General features: G+C 61.3%; 17 protein-coding genes. 7 read left to right on the plus strand and 10 right to left on the minus strand.

The window, feature by feature from the left end:
• The first annotated feature begins 207 nt into the window (after positions 1-207).
• From ACEN8E_RS10105 to ACEN8E_RS10115, 3 genes are all read left to right on the plus strand, one after another.
• On the plus strand, positions 208-471 hold the full coding sequence (locus tag ACEN8E_RS10105; protein ID WP_495592473.1) for a DUF2790 domain-containing protein: 264 nt from the start codon (positions 208-210) through the stop codon (positions 469-471).
• Positions 472-519: 48 nt separating this feature from the next.
• Complete coding sequence (locus tag ACEN8E_RS10110) at positions 520-774, plus strand: hypothetical protein (protein WP_495592474.1); 255 nt, start codon at positions 520-522, stop codon at positions 772-774.
• Positions 775-938: 164 nt separating this feature from the next.
• Entirely contained in the window at positions 939-2,156 is a 1,218-nt protein-coding gene (locus ACEN8E_RS10115) for a cytochrome c biogenesis protein DipZ (RefSeq protein WP_495592475.1), read from the plus strand.
• A 9-nt stretch (positions 2,157-2,165) separates the two neighbouring features.
• On the opposite strand, the gene ACEN8E_RS10120 is transcribed toward ACEN8E_RS10115, so the two are convergent.
• On the minus strand, positions 2,166-3,158 hold the full coding sequence (locus ACEN8E_RS10120) for an AraC family transcriptional regulator (RefSeq protein WP_495592476.1): 993 nt from the start codon (positions 3,156-3,158) through the stop codon (positions 2,166-2,168).
• A gap of 179 nt (positions 3,159-3,337) precedes the next feature.
• Between ACEN8E_RS10120 and ACEN8E_RS10125 the strand changes: the two genes are divergently transcribed.
• Positions 3,338-3,607: a DUF4242 domain-containing protein gene (locus ACEN8E_RS10125; RefSeq protein ID WP_007995963.1), complete on the plus strand. Its 270-nt coding sequence runs from the start codon at positions 3,338-3,340 to the stop codon at positions 3,605-3,607.
• A gap of 44 nt (positions 3,608-3,651) precedes the next feature.
• Positions 3,652-4,464 carry a class I SAM-dependent methyltransferase gene (locus ACEN8E_RS10130; RefSeq protein WP_495592477.1) on the plus strand — a complete coding sequence of 271 codons (813 nt, stop codon included), beginning with the start codon at positions 3,652-3,654 and terminating at the stop codon, positions 4,462-4,464.
• Positions 4,465-4,599: 135 nt separating this feature from the next.
• Here ACEN8E_RS10130 and ACEN8E_RS10135 read toward each other — a convergent pair whose 3' ends face one another.
• The gene (locus tag ACEN8E_RS10135) at positions 4,600-4,986 is read right to left on the minus strand and encodes a DUF488 domain-containing protein (protein ID WP_495592478.1); all 387 of its coding nucleotides are present in this window, start codon (positions 4,984-4,986) and stop codon (positions 4,600-4,602) included.
• A 2-nt stretch (positions 4,987-4,988) separates the two neighbouring features.
• Complete coding sequence (gene pcsA / locus ACEN8E_RS10140) at positions 4,989-5,711, minus strand: phosphatidylcholine synthase (protein ID WP_495592479.1); 723 nt, start codon at positions 5,709-5,711, stop codon at positions 4,989-4,991.
• Positions 5,712-5,970: 259 nt separating this feature from the next.
• On the opposite strand from pcsA, the gene ACEN8E_RS10145 reads away from it, so the two are divergent.
• On the plus strand, positions 5,971-6,693 hold the full coding sequence (locus ACEN8E_RS10145; protein WP_495592480.1) for a tellurite resistance TerB family protein: 723 nt from the start codon (positions 5,971-5,973) through the stop codon (positions 6,691-6,693).
• Between the two features lie 183 nt (positions 6,694-6,876).
• Here the strand turns inward: ACEN8E_RS10145 and ACEN8E_RS10150 are convergent, their stop codons facing one another.
• Entirely contained in the window at positions 6,877-7,551 is a 675-nt protein-coding gene (locus ACEN8E_RS10150) for a DUF3313 domain-containing protein (protein WP_495592481.1), read from the minus strand.
• 49 nt (positions 7,552-7,600) lie between these two features.
• Positions 7,601-8,869 carry an OmpP1/FadL family transporter gene (locus ACEN8E_RS10155; protein ID WP_495592482.1) on the minus strand — a complete coding sequence of 423 codons (1,269 nt, stop codon included), beginning with the start codon at positions 8,867-8,869 and terminating at the stop codon, positions 7,601-7,603.
• Between ACEN8E_RS10155 and ACEN8E_RS10160 the strand changes: the two genes are divergently transcribed.
• Positions 8,863-9,123, plus strand: coding sequence for a hypothetical protein (locus ACEN8E_RS10160; protein ID WP_495592483.1), 261 nt, complete (start codon positions 8,863-8,865; stop codon positions 9,121-9,123). The genes ACEN8E_RS10155 and ACEN8E_RS10160 overlap by 7 nt on opposite strands.
• Positions 9,124-9,230: 107 nt before the next feature.
• Here the strand turns inward: ACEN8E_RS10160 and ACEN8E_RS10165 are convergent, their stop codons facing one another.
• The 5 genes from ACEN8E_RS10165 to potE form a co-directional block, all read right to left on the minus strand.
• Entirely contained in the window at positions 9,231-9,509 is a 279-nt protein-coding gene (locus tag ACEN8E_RS10165; protein WP_057398488.1) for a DUF3303 domain-containing protein, read from the minus strand.
• A gap of 205 nt (positions 9,510-9,714) precedes the next feature.
• Positions 9,715-10,254 (minus strand): HD domain-containing protein, encoded by a 540-nt coding sequence (locus ACEN8E_RS10170; RefSeq protein ID WP_495592484.1) that lies wholly within the window; start codon positions 10,252-10,254, stop codon positions 9,715-9,717.
• Positions 10,254-10,655: a hypothetical protein gene (locus tag ACEN8E_RS10175; RefSeq protein WP_057398490.1), complete on the minus strand. Its 402-nt coding sequence runs from the start codon at positions 10,653-10,655 to the stop codon at positions 10,254-10,256. Before ACEN8E_RS10175 ends, ACEN8E_RS10170 begins: the two co-directional genes overlap by 1 nt.
• A 180-nt stretch (positions 10,656-10,835) precedes the next feature.
• On the minus strand, positions 10,836-13,121 hold the full coding sequence (locus tag ACEN8E_RS10180; RefSeq protein WP_495592485.1) for an Orn/Lys/Arg family decarboxylase: 2,286 nt from the start codon (positions 13,119-13,121) through the stop codon (positions 10,836-10,838).
• Entirely contained in the window at positions 13,118-14,527 is a 1,410-nt protein-coding gene (gene potE, locus ACEN8E_RS10185) for a putrescine-ornithine antiporter (protein WP_495592486.1), read from the minus strand. Before potE ends, ACEN8E_RS10180 begins: the two co-directional genes overlap by 4 nt.
• Positions 14,528-14,562: the final 35 nt, after the last annotated feature.

Genomic DNA, 14,562 nt, shown 5'->3' on the forward strand with positions numbered 1-14,562 from the left:
GGATACACACGAAGGCAAAAAAAGCCGGTTTCCGGCGGTTTTGTATTGCTTTGTATCCAGGCACCGTTCTGATACGTACCGATTGATTCTCGCCGATTCCCGACACAGACGAGATACCTCGCAGGCTTTTAATAGGTTCCATCGAGGCAAACCAGAGCGCCTCGGATCAACCAACGATAGACCTGTTGAAACCTTGAGGAATCCGCCATGAACACCAAAGCCATCTACGCCGCCTGCCTGTTTGCCGCGCTGAACATCTGCACCTTGTCGGCCCGTGCCGAAGCCGATGTCGCTCCCAAAACCTACACCTACGGTACCCAGCTTGACATCAGGAAAGTGGTGGCGTTGACCGAGGACACGGCTCCTTCCTGCGGCGTGGTGAATGCGCGGCTGACGTACCTCGACTCCCAATCGAAAACCCAGGTGCTGGATTACCGCAAATTCGCCGACAACTGCAACTCGCAAAACTGAGTGTTGCGCTCAACCACCCTTTAATCCATTTGAAACAGGAAGGACATCATGAACAACATTTCCCGCTACCTGACCGCCATCGTCTTTACCGTCGCCGGTGCGGCAGCCCACGCCAACGCCGCTGTCGAGCAAAGCGCCTGCGCCAGCAATACCTGCTTCCAGCTCACGCCGGTAGCAGAGAAGGGCACCCAGGGCTTCCTCGCACAAGACGGTTCCAGCCGTACGCCGCAAGGGCAGATGCTTGCCGAGAACGGCGCCAGCCGCACGCCTCAGGGGCAGTTGCTGGATGAGCAGACGGCTTGAGGTCGAGCACTGTTTTGACAACACCTTCGATCCACTGTGGGAGCGAGCCTGCTCGCGAAAGCAATTGTTCGGTCAACGATGTGTCGTCTGACCCGACGCAATCGCGAGCAGGCTCGCTCCCACAGTGACTGTGTGTCGCCCACTAATGTTTATCAGGTGATCCCATGTTACTCATCGCTTTCCTGGGCGGCATATTGACCGTCCTCAGCCCGTGCATCCTGCCGGTCGTGCCTTTCCTGTTCGCCGGAGCCAACCGCACACGCTCCTCGATCCTGCTCACCCTCGGCGGCATGGTCCTGACCTTTGCCCTGGTCTCCAGCCTGGCCGTGGTCAGCAGTGAGTGGGTGATTCAGGCCAGCAACACCGGCCGCCACGTAGCGCTGGCAGTGATGGTGCTGTTCGCCCTGTCGCTGATCTCCGCCCGGATCGGTGACTGGCTGGCCCGTCCCTTCGTGTTGCTGGGCAATCGCATCGACCCGGACGCGCGCAAGATGTCCGGGCCGCTGGCTTCGATCATGATCGGTGTCGCCACCGGGCTGCTCTGGGCACCCTGCGCCGGGCCGATCCTCGGGGTGATTCTGACCAGCGCCATGCTGCAGGGCGCTAACGCCGGCACCAGTCTGTTGTTGGTGGCCTATGGCGCGGGCAGTGCGCTGTCGCTGGGTACCTTGATCTTTGCCGGTCGCGGCCTGGTCAACCGCTTGAAGCCGTCGATTCCGGTCACCGGCTGGTTACGTCGCGGCGCCGGGGTGGCGGTGCTGGCCGGTGCGGCGGTGATCGCAACGGGGGCCAATGACGTGCTGCTGGCCAACACCTCATCCGAAGGTGTCAGCAGTGTCGAGAAAGGCGTGCTGGAAACCGTGCCGAAAGTCGTCGATTACCTGGTCAGCAAGGTCAAGGCCGACAGCACAATGGACAACGGCCAGGGCGCGATGCCGTCGCTGTCCGGCGCAGTGGACTGGCTCAACTCGCCCGCACTGACCAACGAAGCCTTGAAAGGCAAAGTGGTGCTGGTGGACTTCTGGACCTTCGACTGCATCAACTGCAGGCACACCCTGCCGTACGTGAAGGACTGGGCGAAGAAATATGAAAAGGACGGCCTGGTGGTGATCGGTGTGCACACGCCCGAATACGGCTTTGAACGCATCATCGACAACGTCAAGGCCAAGGTGAAGGAGTACGGCATCACCTACCCGGTGGCGATCGACAACAACTACGCGATCTGGCGCAACTTCGACAACCAGTACTGGCCGGCGCACTACCTGATCGATGCCAAAGGGCAGGTGCGTTACACCCACTTCGGTGAAGGCAGCTACGACACTCAGGAAAAAATGATTCAGCAGTTGCTGGAGGAGGCCAAGGCCAGCGCGCCAGCGGCTTGATCCGCTCGATCAATGGCTCACAGGTCTTGCCTCGTGGGCCATGTTTTTTTTCTCCTGACCGCGCCGCCACGCCGCCGGCGGTGCACCAAATTCGCGACGGAAGGCCCGGCTGAAGGCAGTATCGGTCTGGTAGCCGACTTCTTCGGCGATCCGCGTCAATGAACTGTTGCTGCTGCGTAACAGGTTGGCGGCGAGCAACATGCGCCATTGCGTCAGGTACTGTATCGGTGACATTCCCACCAGTTGCTGGAAGCGTTCGGCCAACACCGATCTTGAAGTGCTGGCGGTGCGCGCCAGTTCGTCCAGCGTCCAGGCGTGGCAGGGTTTTTTGTGCAAGGCGTTGAGGGCGGCGCCGACGATGCGGTCGCGTACGCCGGCCAGCCAGCCGGTGCGGCCTTCGCCCTGTTCGTTCATGTACAGGCGCAGCACTTCGATGAACAGCACTTCGGCGAGTTTGGCCAATACCCCTTCGCCGCCGGGGCGGGGTGAGCGGGCTTCGGCGAGGGCATAACGCACGGAGGACTCCAGCCAGACACCGGCACTCGAACCGCGCACATTGACCCGCACCACGGCCGGCAAGCCCTTGAGCAACATGCCCGCCAGCCGCGTGTCGCACGCCAGGTAACCGCACACCAGGCGGGTGACTGCGCCACCGCCGCCATAACTCAACTGCCGGGGCCGGCGCGCCAGCACCGCATCCAGTCGCGCACCCATGGCCGGAGGCAATCCCGGTCGGGAGCACATGCGATGGGCATCGCCCTGGGGGAAGATCACCACGTCGCCCGCGCTCAGCAGCAGCGGCGGGTCATCACCCAGTTCCACGTAGCACTCGCCCTCGGTGATCAGGTGAAAGATCACCACCCGTTCCGCATCGGGCTCCAGAAACGGCGCCGCCGTGTCGGCACTGGGCGACTGATAGCACCAGGGCGCGGTGAACCGGGCGTTGATGAAGATCGCGCCGACCAGGTGCACGACACGCAGGGTCTGTGACAGGGCGTCCATTGGGCTTTCCCGTGCAAGGATTTCTGATTGTGAACGCCTCGGCGTGCAACGTGGAATCTCCGGACGATCGGGCAGGCTTGGGCGACGATCGGGCAGGACGTTAGCGCCCGTCAGGACGATAGTGGGTTCACAGGGTCTGTACCGGCCCTGCCACCCACAACAAGAAAAGAGAGGTTGCCATGCCGAAGTTCGTCATTGAACGCGAGATCCAGGGCGCCGGAGCTCTGTCGGAAAGGGACTTGAAAGCCGCTTCGCAAAAGTCCTGTCGGGCGTTGCGTGAGTTGCCAGAGGTGCAGTGGCTGCAGAGTTATGTCACCGGTGACAAGCTCTACTGCGTGTATATCTCGCCGAGCGAGGCGCAGATCCAGGAGCACGCCAGAATCAGCGGTTTTCCCGCCAACCGCATTTCCCAGGTCATGAACATCATCGATCCGACGACGGCGGAGTAGCCGCGGTCAGGCCCGATTCGTGTTTCAAACCAGAGACTGTCTTCATGAGTACACCCATTGATCTGACTGCCTTGAAAAACCGCCAGATGGCCTCCTGGGCCAGCGGCGACTACGCCGTGATCGGCACCACCCTGCAAATTGTCGGCGAGCAACTGGCCGAAGCCTGCGACCTGTTGTGCGATGAGCGCGTGCTCGACGTTGCCGCCGGCAATGGCAACGCGACCCTTGCCGCGGCGCGCCGTGGCTGTCAGGTGACGTCCACCGACTATGTCGCGGCCTTGCTCGAACGCGGCGAAGAGCGGGCCCGGGCAGAACGCCTGAACGTCGCCTTCCAGGTCGCCGATGCCGAAGCCTTGCCGTTTGCCGATGCGAGTTACGACGCCGTGCTGTCGACCTTTGGCGTGATGTTCACGCCGGACCAGCCCAAGGCCGCCGCGGAGCTGGCGCGAGTCTGTCGCCCGGGTGGGCGGATCGGCCTGGCCAACTGGACGCCGGAAGGCTTCGTCGGCCAGATGTTCAAGACCCTGGGCCAGCACCTGCCACCCCCGTCGGGCGCGAGTCCACCCTCGCGCTGGGGCACCGAAGCCTGGTTGCACGAGCATTTTGACGAGCGCGAGTTTCTGCTCCAGGTGACGCGCCGCACGTTCAATTTCCGCTATCGCTCGGCGGCGCATTTCATCGACACCTTCCGCGACTGGTACGGGCCGATGCACAAGGCTTTCGCCGCGCTGCCCGCGGACGGCGCCAAGGCGCTGGAAGCGGACCTGACCGAGCTGATCAACCGGATGAACCGGGCGGGTGACAGGTCGCTGGTGGTGCCGAGTGAATACCTGGAGGTGGTGATTACGCGGCGCTAAGCGATATCAATGCAAAACCCCTTGTGGGAGCGAGCCTGCTCGCGAAAACGGTGTGTCAGCCGCATTATGGCTGACTGGAAGTGCGCTTTCGCGAGCAGGCTCGCTCCCACAGGGATTGTGTGGTGGCCATGACATCTAGATCACTTCGGCACCACGCGCCTCCAGCAACTCGCGCAACACCGACCGATGACAATGCGCTTCATCCTCGCAATAACAGCCCACGGCCAGTGAAGTCCGGTGGGACAGCGCGGCCAGCAGGTCGAGCATCTGACTGGCGGCAGGCTCGCTCATCTCGGCCTTGAACTTGCGTCTGAACACCTCCCAGGCCTTGGCATCCTGCGCAACCTTGGCCTCGGCCACCAACTGCGCACTGGGCGACAACAGCGGCTGCCACACATCATAAAAATCCCGACGGGCGAATTCGGCTTTCGGAACGCCACGGGGAGGGCGGCGTACCGTGCCCAGGCGCAATCCTTCGTCGGGACGGCGGGGTGATCCGAGTTGAACGATATGGACCGGCATGGCTACTTGAGCCGCGATTCGTCGAGCCACTCCAGCGCGGTGCGCCAGAAGCAGATGCCCAGGAAGTACGCCGACATCAACAGCCACAGGCCCATCACCAACGGGTTGATCACCGGATGGTTGAGCACCAGCGACAAACTGCACAGCAGCCAGATGGCCGTCACCGCAATGTTGATCGGCATGAACCGGCGCACCCGGAACGGGTGCAGGAATTTCATCCGGGTCACGGTCAGCAGTGCCAGGCCAATGACTGTAATGAAGGTGATCCACGGCGACGGGGCGATGATGTACAGGCACAGGGCAACCACGTTCCAGGCGGCGGGGAACCCCTGGAAGTAGTTGTCCTTGCTCTTCATGTTGACGTTGCAGAAGCAGAACAGCGACGACACCAGAATCACCGACACACTCAGCAGTAAGGTGTAGTCCGGCAACGGGATGTAGCGATAGATGAACAGTGCCGGGATGAACACATACGTCAGGTAATCGATCACCAGGTCGAGGATCGAGCCATCGAAGCTGGGCAACACCGACTGCACATTGACCTTGCGCGCCAGCGCACCGTCCAGTCCGTCGACGATCAGGGCAACGCCCAGCCACAGCAGGCAATGGGTCGGCTGGTTATCCAGCAGCGACAGGGTGGCGAGGAAGGCGGTGACTACGCCAGTGGCAGTGAAACCATGGGCGCCCCATGCTTTGAGTCTGGCGATGTGCAGGGTTGAGATCATGGGGGCGTTCTCCAGTGAATGAAGCAAGCCAGTTGTCACCCCGCGAACGGGGGCGGTGGCAAAGCGGGTCGGGTTGCAGGTATCGACCGGGTATTGAGGAATAAGGTTCACCACCTATGAATCTTAGCTGCGCCGCAAAAAAACACCCCGGACAAATCCTCGCAAGCACGGGCATGTCGGCCCAACGGTGCTGGCACATTCGCCTGCGAGGTCTATCGTTGCCTGACTGGATAAAACCCCTGCAAAGAGGACAAGCGTCATGAACACCAGCGATCTGCTCGAACAGTTATTGCGCGCCGGCCAGGGTTCGATGGCACAACAGGGCGGCGGTGGCGCCTCGGCCCAGGGTGGGCTCGGCGACCTGGGTGGATTGCTCGGCGGATTGATGGGCGGTGGCACCGGTGCGGGTAGCGGTGGCGCAGGGTTGGGCGGTTTGCTCGGCGGCTTGCTTGGCGGCGGTTCGCCGATGGGCGGTGCGCCGCAAAGCCGCTCCGCTGGCGGTGCCAATTACGCGGCGCTGGCGTCCCTCGGCATGATGGCGTTCCAGGCGTACCAGGCCTGGCAGCAAAGTCAGGCGTCGGCACCACAGGAAGCACCACGGACCGTGGACTTGCTGGCCGGCCCGGAAGCCGAGGAGCACAGCCATGCGATCCTGCGGGCATTGATTGCCGCGGCCAAGGCCGATGGTCGGATCGATGACGCCGAGAAGCAGATGATCAGCACTGAAATCGGGCGTCATACCGACGATCCGCAATTGCAGCAATGGCTGGACGATGAGGTCGCCAAGCCACTGGACGCCAGTGAAGTGGCGCAGTCGGCCACCGACCATGCCATGGCTTCGGAGATGTACCTGGCCAGTGTGATGCTGGTGGACGATCAGCAGGACGCCGAGCGCAACTATCTGGATGAACTGGCCGCGGCGTTGCAGATCGACCCGCAGTTGCAAATGCACCTGGAGCAGCAGGCCAGGGGGACTGCCTGACGGGGTGTATCCATCATAAGCAGAGCTTCGCGAGCAGGCTCGCTCCCACAGAAGATCCAGTGTGGGAGCGAGCCTGCTCGCGAAGAGGCAATCACTGCCGAGATGCATCGGAGGGGGGAGGAAAAATAGCTCGCGGCGGACGCCATATGGCGAGGGAACTTGCTCCCTCGCCAGCAGAGCCTGTTACTTGAGGAACGTCTGGAAGTCGGCACCCATTTTGTCGATCGCCGCCTTGAAGTCCTTGGCGGTAACCTTCTGGCTCTCGTTCTCCAGGGCGGTGCCAAATACCTTGCGTACCACTTTGGCCACGGTCTGGTTGCTCTTCGCGTCGATGAACTCGGCTTCGATGAACAGGATGGTTTCCTGGTCGCGGTGACCGGTGGCTGCCTGCGTTGCCCCGACTACGGCCGCGATGGGGACCACTTCATACCACTTCATGCCTTCGTTTTCGGCGCTCACCCCGGTGATCGCCGCACGCATGATCAGGGACCGGGAGCCCGCCGGTGCAGCCGAGGAGTCAGACACTACACGGTACTTCTGACCCAGCGTGGCCTTGGCTCTGCTGGTCATGTAGTTCTGGATGTCGGCCAGGGTCTGCTGGTTGACCCGCTCATTGGGTTTGGGAGCCGGGTACAGTTCCAGCTTATTGAACACCACGGTGTCATAAGCGTTCGGGTTCCACGAAGGGCTGACCCAGCGCATCGCGGTTCCACCGCTCGGCGTCTGGACTTCCTGCAGGTTGTTGTAGTTGGACAGGAAGCCCGAGTATTGCGTCTTCTCAGTCACTTTCGAGGTGCAACCGCCTAGCAGCAGACTTGCCAGCGCAGCGCCGACCAGCAGTTTTCGGGATAGATTCATAGTGGTGTTTACTCCTTGGATGAAATCGTCGTTCTTAGTTTGCAGTGCATCAGAATCGCCAGGTCATGTTCCCGGCCAAGGCTTGAATCCAGGCATTGTCGAATTGACCGGAAACCCGATTGCCCGATACGGATTTGACCTGGTCCACCGGCATGTCGCCGAGCCAGACCATGGCCCAACTGACGTTGACATCGGTGTCCTTGTTCAGAGCATAGGTGGCTCCTGTCGCAATGCGCCAGGATTCGTTCATCGGCACGACCACGCTGCGATTGCTGTCCGAGACCGCGCTGCTGTCGTAGGCCACGCCGAAGTTCCACAACCACTTCTCGGTGGCCTGGTATTGCGCGCCAAGGGAAAGATGCCAGGTGTCCTTGAAGCCGGCGTCGACGGTTTTCGATTGCGCTCCAAACGCTGTGGTGTCGACCTCTACGGCGATGTCGCCGAACTCGGACCAATCCTGCCAGTTGGCCGAGGCGAGCAAGGCCCATTGCCGGTCCAGTTGCTGGAACAGGCTCAGGGTGACGGTTTGCGGCACCTTCATGTCGAGTTCGGTATCGGTGTTGTTGACGCGCTCGAGCAGGCGGCCGTCGCCCTTGACGTCCAGCCGGTCCTTGAAGTCCAGGTCGACCTGGCTGGTATAGGTCAGGCCGATGCGTGTGCCGGGTTGCGGGGCGAAGATCACGCCGACGTTGGCGCCATAACCCCAGGTGTTGTCCCGGTACTTGAATTGGCCGTCAGAGCGGTCGGTGAAGCCGAAAGGGGAGCGGTCGATAGCCGTGTCTGCCTTCAACATGCCGTACATGGCCTTGATGCCCAGGCCGACCGACCACTGCTCGTTGAAGCGATAAGCCACGCTCGGTACCAGCGACAAGCCGAGCAGGCTGGAGTTCTGCGCGAAATAGCGGCCTGACCAGTCGTTGTCGTAATTGACCGCCAGCCCGAAGTCGCCGTACTGGCCGAAGCCGACGCTCCAGTGCTCGTCCAGTTCATGGCTGATGAAGAAGCTGCCACCGGGAATCGGATCGAGGGCATTGCCGCTGCCGCTGCCCGAAACGTTGGTGCCGGAGTCGCGGTCGAAACTCAAATCGCCGTACAGGACCTGCAAGCCGGCGGTGATTTGCGTGCCGGGCAGGTAGCTCATGCCCGCCGGGTTGCTGGCGATGGTCGAGGGGCCCTGGGCGCGGGCGGCGGCGCCGGCATTGGCGAGGCCGGCGTTATCGGTGCCGATTTCGTACAGCATGATGCCGCCGGCCCAGGCCTGTTGACAGCACAGGGCGAGTAGCGCGCAAGCAGGCAGGGCAGGTGTTTTGGTTGGCACGTATCTACCTCGACAAATGTCCATTTCGAATGCCGGGGACTTGCGCCGGCCACCCTGGATTCGGCTGTTTACCTGACACCCGGCCAGCCTCCAGGCTGGTCGATGAAGCGGTGCTTGAAGTCATCGATACGGATCGCATCCAGGGCACTCTCTCCAAAGTAGAAGATTTCATGCCGGCTCGACGGATTTTCCCCGTGATCATTGCCGTCCAATTGAACCTTGAGCGTAGGTTTGAAATGAGAAATATCCAGTAATGAGTAGTCAGAAAGCATTGATTCAGGTGCATTTAACCGAAAGAGTGCTCTGTCAAAGACACCCGCCAAATCGGGGCAGCAAGCGGAACTCGCTACCCCGATCGCCATTACCGATCGGCAGTGGCGGCCAGCAATGGTGCGATTTGCTCATCGGTCAATGCGGCGTGTACGTCCATGCTCATCAAGTCGTTCCACTCCAGCACCCATTTTTGAATCGGCACCAGGTCGCTCGCCTCGGCAATGCCGAAGCCGGCCGAACTTCCTACGGCGTGCCAGCGTCCGTGCATGGTGACGCCTGCGGGCGGCGCACCACCGGTCTTGAGAAAACGTGCGATTGCGGCATCACGGTTGTCCGGGCTGATTGTCCAACTGACGATGAATAACATCGGCCACCTCCTGTTACGGATTGGCACCGGTTTTCATGCGCGCACCTGGCTGGCGCCGGGGCCGTGGCCGCGCTTGGGTTTGCAGTTGCGTCCTGGCTGGCTTGCGGCAGAATCTCCCATGGAAGGCATAGCAGTGCCTTGCGATTCATGTACGACCGCTGATCCTGTTCAGGTGCCTGTTCAAGGGGAGTAACGGTTGGCTGTTTCACCAGCGAAACATGGGCAGCGGCCGCAGCGGCGAGCGGATGAATTGCCGGGCTGAACGCTTTATCAGCATCGAGTGAAAACCATGGTCGGGAAAGGTCGACTGTACGGTCTTGATGAAGCTTCGGGGCAAACCGAAGCGGACCAGGCCCAGGGACACATCCACCAGATCGGCCTGGCGGAAGAATTCGACGCTGTCGGCACAAGCGCCGTGATACCGGCGCACCTTGTGATGCTCAAGTATCAATGCACAGACTTCATCCTTCAGTTCCGGTCGTTGTCGGCTGTCGAGGTACTCGGAGGCCAGGGCAATGGAGGGCGGCAGGTAGTCAAGGGTGTCATCGGTCCAGATACCCAGGTCGTGAAACGCCGCCGCGATCTGTACGGCTTGCGGGGGCAGGTTTTCGGCACCGCTGAGGGCACAGTGGAAATTCAGTACCCGGTAAATGTGATTGCGGTAACCCTGCAGGTCGGCACCGATGGCCAGGGCGAACGAGGTGAGAATCTCGTCGGTGCAAGGGAATTCGAGAAAGGGTTTCATCAGGCGTCACGCAACAGGTCGTTGGCATTGAGCAGCTCGTAGGCAATCTCCGGGCGCTTTTCCATGGCACGGCGAATGGCTGCGGGGATGTTGGCGCGGGTCTTGCGGCACAGCCCCGGCAGTTCGCCAATCTGGATACCGATGCCGCGCATGGTGCGCACTTCATTGAAGCCGGGGGCGATGTCCACGCGGATCCCCAACTGTTCGAACATGCGCCGTTGCACGTGCTCGAGATCGCTCAGGCTCTGCAGGTTCTCCAGGCGTTCGATCAGGCGTTTTTCTTCGTTGCGGGTCAGAAACAGAATGCGCAGGTCCGCCCCCGGTGTTTCCAGCAACGGGTCACGCCCGCAGTCGCAGGCACCGGGCGGGCAGGGTTGGCGAATCGGAGTGGAGGCGTTCATGTGATTCAATCATAGAGCGCCATGATCGAATTTGCCCATAGGGATTTTGAGGTGCATGCAAAGCAATGTGGGAGCGAGCCTGCTCGCGAAGGCGTCGTGTCAGCCAACATCGATGTTGGCTGCAAAATCGCTTTCGCGAGCAGGCTCGCTCCCACAAGGGTCAAGGCGAACCGGCTTACATCACTTCAGTACCAGCATCCGGTAAACACCGTCTTCGACTTCGATCCCGTGGGTGTCATGGGTGAAGCCAGGGAAGGATGTGTCGAACGCTTCCAGTGCCTTGAGATACGCCAGCAACGGACCGTCCGCAGGCCCTGCGTTCTCACCTGGCATGAGCAGCGGGATGCCTGGTGGATACGGCACGATACCGGTGGCGGCAAGGCGTCCAGCCGCTTCGTTGAGGGTGACCAGTTCGATTTCGTTGCGCACCAGTTTTTCGTAGGCCTCCACCGGGCTGAACTCGGCTTTTGGCAGGGTGCCGAAGGCCTGGGACATGTTGGCGGTGGTCTTGTGTTTCTTCATGGCGGCGAAGATTTCGTTGGCCAGATCCTTCAGGCCCATGCCGGCATAACGTTGCTGGTGGGCGTTGTACAGGTCGGGCAGGCACAGTTCGAGCTCGGCGTTGTCGTCGTAGTCGCGCTTGAAGTCGAGCAGGGCGTTGAGCAGCGTGCCCCACTTGCCTTTGGTGATGCCGATCGAGAACAGGAACAGGATGGTGAAGTCGGTGGTTTTCTCGACCACGATCCCCTGGCGGCCCAGGTACGCCGTGACCACGCAAGCGGGGATGCCGGAGTCGAGCAGGGTGCCGTCGTCGCCCATGCCCGGGCTGAGCACCGAGACCTTGATCGGGTCGAGCATGCAGTAACCATCTTCGATGTCACCGAAACCGTGCCATACCGCGTTCGGGTGCAGGACCCAGCAGTTCGGGTCGGTTTTAAGCTGTACCGGGTCGACCTCATGGAACGGCACGGTCGCTGCGCCCACCTGTATGCTAGGTGGCTGCCAGCAGGTGAAGAACCAGTTGTCCTTGCTCAGCATCTCGTTGTGCATGCGCGAGAGCACCTGGCGGAAGCTGATGGCTTCTTCGATCGATTCGCTGGTGAGGATCTGCCCGCTCGGTGCCTCCATCATTGCCGAGCTGACATCGCAGGACGCCATGATTGCGTAGTTGGGCGAAGTCGAGGCGTGCATCATGTACGACTCGTTGAAACGCGCATGTTCGATCGGGTTACGGCCGTCGCGCACGTGGATCATCGAGGCCTGGGACAGGGCGGCCAGCAACTTGTGGGTCGACTGGGTGGCGAACACGGTCGGCTTGGACTTGTCGTGATCGCCCGGGTCGCCGTGCATGGCATGGCGTCCGCTGTACAGCGGGTTGAAGCGCGCATAACCGTACCAGGCTTCGTCGAAGTGCAGGCGGTCAACGCTTTCACCCAGCAGCTCTTCAACGCGGGTGACGTTGTAGGTCAGGCCGTCGTAGGTGGAGTTGGTGACAATGGCGTGCACCGGCGTCGGGTCGATGCCTTGCTTGACCAGAGGGTTGTCGGCGATGGCGGCTTTCACGCCTTCTGCGCTCAGTGTCTGCGGCAGGATCGGGCCGATGATGCCGTAGCGGTTGCGGGTCGGCACCAGGTAGGTCGGAATCGCCCCGGACAGGGTCATCGCATGCTCGGCGGACTTGTGGCAATTGCGGTCGCACAGGGCGATCTGGTTGCGCGTGACGCTGGCCATGAGGATGACGCGGTTGGACATCGACGAACCGTTGGTCACGTAGTACGTGCGGTGCGCGCCGAAGACCTTGGCGGCATAACGTTCACCCTGGCCGATGGGGCCGCTGTGATCGAGCAGCGAACCCAGTTCGCCGACCGAGATCGACAGGTCGGAACGCAGCAGGTTCTCGCCGAAGAACTCGTAGAAGGCACGCCCGGCAGTGCTCTTGAGAAACGCCGTACCACCGGCATGGCCCGGGGTGTGCCAGGAGTATTCATAGGTGCGGGCAAACTTCACCAGCGCGCCGAACATCGGCGGCAGGGCGGCCTGACGGTAACGTTCGATAGCGGCCAGGATGCGCCCGCTGAGGAAGCGCGAAGTGTCCTCGGGCAGCCAGATGAAGTCGTCGGCGTGCTGCATCACCAGCAAAGGAATGCTCGAGGCGGTGGTGCGGTCACTGATCAGGAACACCGGCACGCGTGTGTTGCGCTCGCGCAGTTTGACCAGCAGCTTGATGCAGTCGGCGTGGCCTTCGCTCGCGTCCATTTCCCATCGGATGAGCACGCATTGAACGGCAGGGTCCGAACGCAGGATCGAGGCGGCATCACTGAGGCTTTCCGAGGCCAGGACACTGACGCCACGTCCCTCTACGTCGTGGACCAGTTGATCCAGGGCACGGCCAAACACTGTTCGCTTGTCCGGCGGACTGCTGACCAGTAGTGCCAGCATTCCCAGCGAGTGTTTATATTCCGTCATGATTGAACCTCCAGATTGGCGTTAGTCAGATTGTTCACCGGCACTGGCTCGGCAGTGAGGTGCTGCGCGCTGACGGTTTGCGTCGGTACGCTGTTGTTGAGTGCTTCGAGGCGGATCAGGCGGTTGTTGACGAAGCCGAACAGGGTGTAGCCGAAGATGGTGGCCACGCCGCCCAGCATCAGCGCCTGCTCACCGGAGCTGTACAGCGCCAGGTAGCTGTAGGCTGCGGCGATCAGGGCGATGACGTTGGTGGCCAGCGCCTTGCCTTCCGGTACGTTGGAGACCTTCTGCATGGTCATCAGCGCGGCCATGGACAGGATGTAAGGCACCAGGTTGGTGACCACTGCGAGGTTGACGAGGGTGTCGAACTGCTTGCTCAGGTCGGGACTGATGGTGAGCAGGGCCAGCGCGGTCTGCGCGGTGAGCAATACCATCATGCCGACGATTGGCGTTCCCGCCTTGTTGGCCTTGGCGAAGATCGACAGGAAGTAACCGGTGTCTGCCGAGCTTTTGTACACCTGGGCGATGGTGAACTGCCAACCCAGCAGCGAACCGATGCAGGCGAGCACCATTGCCGCCATCACGATATCCCCGACTATCGGGGTGAACATCTTGGCGAACACCAGGCCGAACGGTGCGGTGGACGCGACCAGTTCTTCGTTGCCGACGATACCGAAGATGACGTTGGTGGAGACGATGTAGATCACCGCCGCACCCAGGGTGCCGCCCAGCACGGCAATCGGTACGTTGCGCTCGGGGTTTTCCACGGCGTCGGTGTTGGCGCAAGCCGATTCCAGGCCGAGGAAGGCCCACAGGGTGATCGCCACCGAGGCGCCTGCCGCTTCGAACCAGCTCTTGTCGTGTGGGTTCCAGCCGGCGGCGTAGACGCTGCTGTCAAACCAGAACCAGCCAACCGTGGATACCAGCACCACCGGTGCGATCACACCCCAGACCGTCACCGCGCCGATCCGGCCGGTAATGCTGGCGCCGCCAAAGTTGGCGAAGGTGGTGATCCATAACAAGGCGATAGTCGCCAGGCCTACTTGCAGGGAATCAAGTTTTATCCCGAACAAAACCTGGATATAACCAACCGCAGTAATACTGATCGCCACGTTGGCAATCAACAGTGAGAGGCCGTAGGTGTAGTTGGTGATGTAGTTGCCCGCTTTACCGAAGGTGTACTCGGCATAGCCGCCCATGCCGCCGGTCTTGCGGCTGAGCATCCCGCATCGCGCAAAGGCGTAGGCCAGAGCGAGGGAGCCGGTGGCCGTCACCAGCCAGGAGAGAATCGAAATTGCACCGACTTCCGCGAGTTTCGTCGGTAGCAGCACAATGCCTGAGCCCAACATGTTGACGGCGGTCAACATTGTCAGTTGCCCCACACTCATTTTCTTTGCGACTGACATTCCGTTGCCTCACTTAGTTGGCGATTGAGAACCTT

The sequence above is a fragment of the Pseudomonas sp. Pseusp9 genome, assembly GCF_059491265.1.

Bases quoted from the DNA above. Each gene is read 5' to 3' on its own strand.
- pcsA (WP_495592479.1), bottom strand. From the start codon at position 5,711: ATGATCTCAACCCTGCACATCGCCAGACTCAAAGCATGGGGCGCCCAT.
- ACEN8E_RS10145 (WP_495592480.1), top strand. From the start codon at position 5,971: ATGAACACCAGCGATCTGCTCGAACAGTTATTGCGCGCCGGCCAGGGT.
- ACEN8E_RS10170 (WP_495592484.1), bottom strand. From the start codon at position 10,254: ATGAAACCCTTTCTCGAATTCCCTTGCACCGACGAGATTCTCACCTCG.
- ACEN8E_RS10130 (WP_495592477.1), top strand. From the start codon at position 3,652: ATGAGTACACCCATTGATCTGACTGCCTTGAAAAACCGCCAGATGGCC.
- ACEN8E_RS10135 (WP_495592478.1), bottom strand. From the start codon at position 4,986: ATGCCGGTCCATATCGTTCAACTCGGATCACCCCGCCGTCCCGACGAA.
- ACEN8E_RS10105 (WP_495592473.1), top strand. From the start codon at position 208: ATGAACACCAAAGCCATCTACGCCGCCTGCCTGTTTGCCGCGCTGAAC.
- ACEN8E_RS10120 (WP_495592476.1), bottom strand. From the start codon at position 3,158: ATGGACGCCCTGTCACAGACCCTGCGTGTCGTGCACCTGGTCGGCGCG.
- ACEN8E_RS10175 (WP_057398490.1), bottom strand. From the start codon at position 10,655: ATGAACGCCTCCACTCCGATTCGCCAACCCTGCCCGCCCGGTGCCTGC.
- ACEN8E_RS10150 (WP_495592481.1), bottom strand. From the start codon at position 7,551: ATGAATCTATCCCGAAAACTGCTGGTCGGCGCTGCGCTGGCAAGTCTG.
- potE (WP_495592486.1), bottom strand. From the start codon at position 14,527: ATGTCAGTCGCAAAGAAAATGAGTGTGGGGCAACTGACAATGTTGACC.
- ACEN8E_RS10165 (WP_057398488.1), bottom strand. From the start codon at position 9,509: ATGTTATTCATCGTCAGTTGGACAATCAGCCCGGACAACCGTGATGCC.
- ACEN8E_RS10110 (WP_495592474.1), top strand. From the start codon at position 520: ATGAACAACATTTCCCGCTACCTGACCGCCATCGTCTTTACCGTCGCC.
- ACEN8E_RS10125 (WP_007995963.1), top strand. From the start codon at position 3,338: ATGCCGAAGTTCGTCATTGAACGCGAGATCCAGGGCGCCGGAGCTCTG.
- ACEN8E_RS10115 (WP_495592475.1), top strand. From the start codon at position 939: ATGTTACTCATCGCTTTCCTGGGCGGCATATTGACCGTCCTCAGCCCG.
- ACEN8E_RS10180 (WP_495592485.1), bottom strand. From the start codon at position 13,121: ATGACGGAATATAAACACTCGCTGGGAATGCTGGCACTACTGGTCAGC.